Here is a 3,725-nt window from a genome sequence, read left to right as displayed (position 1 = left end):
GTGGATAGAGCGACTGCCTCCTAAGCAGTAGGCCGCCGGTTCGAGTCCGGCCGGGCCCATCCCAAGACCGCCGCCGTCCCTGATCACCGGGGACGGCGGCGGTTTTTCGTCGCGCATCATCCGCATCCACGCTCCTCATCTGATTTTATCCGGATGATATTGACGGCCGATTATCACCCGGATAAAATTAGCGCCGACCCGCAACCGGAGCATCGGGGATGAACAAGCGAGCGCTGATCCGCGCCTACAAGGAAACGCCCCGCCCCATGGGCATCTACCGGGTGCACAACACCGTCGCGGACCGCTCGCTCGTGCGGCAGTCGGTGGACCTGCCGTCCGCGCTGAACCGCGAGCGCACGCAGCTCAAGTTCGGCGGTCATCCCGTCAAGGCGCTGCAGGCGGACTGGAACGCGCTGGGGCCGGACGCGTTCGTCTTCGAGGTGCTCGACACGCTCACGCCGGACGACGCGCCCGGTTACGACCCGTCGGGCGACCTGGCCGTGCTGGAGTCGATGTGGCTGGAGCGGCTGCAGCCGTTCGCGCCCGCCGGATACACGCCCGCGCCGCGCCGGTGATGCACGTCACCGCGTTCGATGGGCATCGGCGGCTGGCGGGCGGCGCGCTCGCGGAGGTAGCCCTCGCCGTCAAGCACGCGGCAGAGGGCGCCGCGGCCGGCCCCCTGCTGATCTTTGACGATGCCACGGGCCGCGTCGTCGACGTGGACCTGCGCGGATCGGACGCGGACGTCGTCGCGCGCCTCGCCGCGGCAAACGATGCGGACGGGGCCGTGGCGTCCGATCCCCCCGCCCCCCCGGCCGACGCCCCCGCGCCGGCGGGCGGACGACGGCGCGGCCGGCCCAGCCTGGGCGTCGTCGCGCGCGAGGTGACGCTGCTACCGCGGCACTGGGAGTGGCTGTCGGCCCAGCCGGGAGGCGCGTCGGTGGCCCTGCGCAGGCTCGTGGACACCGCCCGCCGCGCCGGCGCCGACGCGGACCGCCGCCGCGCGGCGCAGGAAGCGGCGTATCGCTTCATCTCCGCGATGGCGGGCGATCTGCCCGGCTTCGAGGAGGCGAGCCGCGCCCTCTTCGCCGACGACCGCGCGCGCTTCGCCGACCACGCGCACGCCTGGCCCCCCGACGTCGCGGACCACGCGCTGCGCCTCGCCTTCCCTGGCGAAGGCTGATCGTCCGCCGCGCGCATGACGGGACTCAGCTTTGCGCTCGTGTTCCAGGGCGGGCAGCCGTTTACCGATCGCGATCAGGTGAATGATGCGCCCGGTCGACACCTGGCCCTGCAGCGGACATCCGGCCCGTTCGAAAAAACGCGGATCCCGTCCCCTCGCCGAAAGCAGCCCTTCTACCAAGGGACGCCGTCCCCCTGCTGATTCCTTCCGGTCCGCGACCGGCCGTCGCAGTGCCGAGACCCTGCGCTCCCACCCTCCCCTGGGGAAGGGAGAGCTTCATCTCGCGAAAAACGGCCCTCGCGGACAGCAAGCACGACTCGTCCGCCACGCCTGGCAGGATCTCCGCGCCCACGCACCGCGACCCGTAGAAGCATACACCCTCTCCCGCGCAGTTCGCGGGAGAGGGTGCGAGCGTCAGCGAGCGGGTGATGGCCCCCGAGGGCTCACGGCGGGCTGCCGAACCGGATCGTGTCCCGCGGCGCGCTGGGGCTGGGCGCGGGCTGCGACGGCGGCGGCTCGTCCACCGGCTGCGTCACCGTCGGCTGCGGCTGCTGCACCGGCGGGCGCTGCGGCTGCGGACGCGGCTGCTGGGGCCTGGGCTGCGTCTGCACGGGCGGACGCTGCTGGGGCTGCGTCTGCACGGGCGGGCGCTGCTGCGGCTGCACCTGCGCGGGCGGACGCTGCTGCTGCGGGACCGGCTGCGCGCCAGGCACCGTGGGCCGCACGCCGGGCTGCGTCACCGGCGGGTTGGGGACGACCTGGCCCGGCACCCCTTGCCCGGGCACGGTCTGGCCCGGCAGGGGCTGCGCGCCCGGCGTCACCACCATGCCCGCGCGGCGCAGCGAGTCCAGGCGGATGCTGTCGCGCACGGCGGCCGAGTCCACCGGCGCCGCGATGGGCACGCCGCCCAGCAGCCGGCGGAACGGCGCGCGCACGGCGCCCCGGACGAGCGCCGCGCGGGTGCCCGTGGGCCACGTCTGCGCCGTGCTGAACGACGTGAGCTCGATCCACAGCGTGTCGCGGACGACGCGCCCGGCCACGAACTGGCCCACGCCCTCGCTGAACGCCACGAGCGCCACCGTGCTGTCGCGCCGCACCTCGCCCGTGAAGGGGAAGGCGACGCCCTCGCGCACGTACTGCCCCGCGATGCTGTCCAGCCGCTGCGTGGCCAGGCGGAACTCACCCGGCGGCACCAGCGTGTACACCCGCTCGCGCACGGCCGCCGTGTCGCGCGCGGGGATCTCGAACCCCGCGAAGCGCCACACGCCCCGCACCTCCGGCAGCCCCGCCCGCGCCTCGGGGCTGGGACGCTGCAGGGGAGGCAGCGGCTGCACCTCCACACCCTCCGCCTCGCCGCAGGCGCCCGCGGCCAACGCCGCGCAGCAGGCCAGCGCAATCCTGATCCGTCGTCGCACGCTCGCTCCGTCCGGGATAAGCTCGTGTTCGGTCACCACCGCCAGCCCCGCGCGGCCTCGCATCCTCCGTGCCCGGCGGCAAGTTAGCAGCACGCGCGGCGGTTGACATCCCCCGCGCCCATCCGTACCTTGCGTGACGAGGAACCCGCGCGGTTCCTGGCTTTTTCGTCCACCCGGCCCGCAAACGACCCGACCGAGCCCATGTACGCCACCGCACGGATGCGCCCGGAGCAGGCGGACGCAATGCTGCGCGAGGCGCTGGAAGCCAACGGCCAGCGCTTTACGGACCAGCGTGCGGCCGTGTACCGCTTTCTGCTGGGCACCACGGACCATCCCACGGCCGACGAGGTGTTCACGGCCGTCCGCGGCGAGATCGCCGACATCTCCCTGGCCACGGTGTACAAGGCCCTGGAGACGCTCGTGAGCTGCAACCTGGCCGTCAAGCTGGCGTACGGCGACGACAGCGCCCGCTACGACGCCCGCACGGACGACCACTACCACTCGCGCTGCGTGCGCTGCGGCCAGGTACGCGACGTGCCGGGCGAGGCATCGGCCGCGCTGCCGCAGATCCACGCCGGCGAGGGGTTCCGGGTGCAGGGCTACCGCGTGGAGGTCATCGGCCTGTGCGCCGCCTGCGCGGACTGAGGCCTGCCCGGACCGGCACCGAGACGCTCCCCGCCGGGGAGCGTTTTTCGTTGGGGGAGGAACCATGCGCTTCGACACGCGCGTCCAGGTCCATCGCACCGAAACCCGCCCCGGGCGCGGGATCTTCTGCCTGCTGGGCACGATCCTGCGGGGCGAGCTCCAGCCCGGGATGCGGATCGCCGCGGGGCCGGGGGAGCCGCCGCCGTTCCACGCGGCCATCCAGTGGATGGAGCCGGCGGACGAAGCCGGGGCGGAGCCGTCCCTGATCGCGCTCTGCTTCCCCTACCTGGACGAGGCGGAACGGGACCGATGGCAGGCCATTCCGTGGGAGGGGATGACGCTGGAGATCCCATCGGATCCCCTCCTGTACCGGTGCCCGTGCTGCGGATTTCGCACGCTGGCCGGCAAGAAGCGTGGAAGCTACGAGACGTGCGAGGTCTGCGGATGGGTGGACGACCGCGTGCAGTTCCAGGACGAGAACT

At 73.2% G+C, this 3,725-nt stretch carries 5 protein-coding genes; 4 read left to right on the top strand and 1 reads right to left on the bottom strand.

Annotation, left to right across the window (positions count from 1 at the left end; genetic code table 11):
• Positions 1-218: 218 nt before the first annotated feature.
• Together VFZ20_RS21375 and VFZ20_RS21370 are read left to right on the top strand one after the other, a co-directional pair.
• A complete protein-coding gene (locus VFZ20_RS21375) occupies positions 219-575 on the top strand; it encodes a GIY-YIG nuclease family protein (protein ID WP_329685977.1) in 357 nt (118 codons plus the stop codon).
• Positions 575-1,183: a DUF2239 family protein gene (locus tag VFZ20_RS21370; RefSeq protein WP_329685978.1), complete on the top strand. Its 609-nt coding sequence runs from the start codon at positions 575-577 to the stop codon at positions 1,181-1,183. The genes VFZ20_RS21375 and VFZ20_RS21370 overlap by 1 nt, the downstream gene beginning before the upstream one ends.
• A 443-nt stretch (positions 1,184-1,626) precedes the next feature.
• Here the strand turns inward: VFZ20_RS21370 and VFZ20_RS21365 are convergent, their stop codons facing one another.
• Entirely contained in the window at positions 1,627-2,598 is a 972-nt protein-coding gene (locus VFZ20_RS21365; RefSeq protein WP_329685976.1) for a hypothetical protein, read from the bottom strand.
• A 201-nt stretch (positions 2,599-2,799) separates the two neighbouring features.
• Between VFZ20_RS21365 and VFZ20_RS21360 the strand changes: the two genes are divergently transcribed.
• Together VFZ20_RS21360 and VFZ20_RS21355 are read left to right on the top strand one after the other, a co-directional pair.
• On the top strand, positions 2,800-3,243 hold the full coding sequence (locus VFZ20_RS21360; RefSeq protein ID WP_329685975.1) for a transcriptional repressor: 444 nt from the start codon (positions 2,800-2,802) through the stop codon (positions 3,241-3,243).
• Positions 3,244-3,307: 64 nt separating this feature from the next.
• Positions 3,308-3,725: CPCC family cysteine-rich protein (locus tag VFZ20_RS21355; RefSeq protein ID WP_329685974.1), on the top strand; the 418-nt coding region annotated here is incomplete at its 3' end.

Source organism: Longimicrobium sp., from assembly GCF_036280135.1.
In the GTDB taxonomy this organism is placed as follows: domain Bacteria; phylum Gemmatimonadota; class Gemmatimonadetes; order Longimicrobiales; family Longimicrobiaceae; genus Longimicrobium.
This window is presented reverse-complemented; position numbering and strand designations above follow the sequence as displayed.

What these genes read in the sequence shown, in the direction of transcription:
- VFZ20_RS21375 (WP_329685977.1), top strand. Translation starts at nt 219, where the DNA reads ATGAACAAGCGAGCGCTGATCCGCGCCTACAAGGAAACGCCCCGCCCC.
- VFZ20_RS21370 (WP_329685978.1), top strand. Translation starts at nt 575, where the DNA reads ATGCACGTCACCGCGTTCGATGGGCATCGGCGGCTGGCGGGCGGCGCG.
- VFZ20_RS21360 (WP_329685975.1), top strand. Translation starts at nt 2,800, where the DNA reads ATGTACGCCACCGCACGGATGCGCCCGGAGCAGGCGGACGCAATGCTG.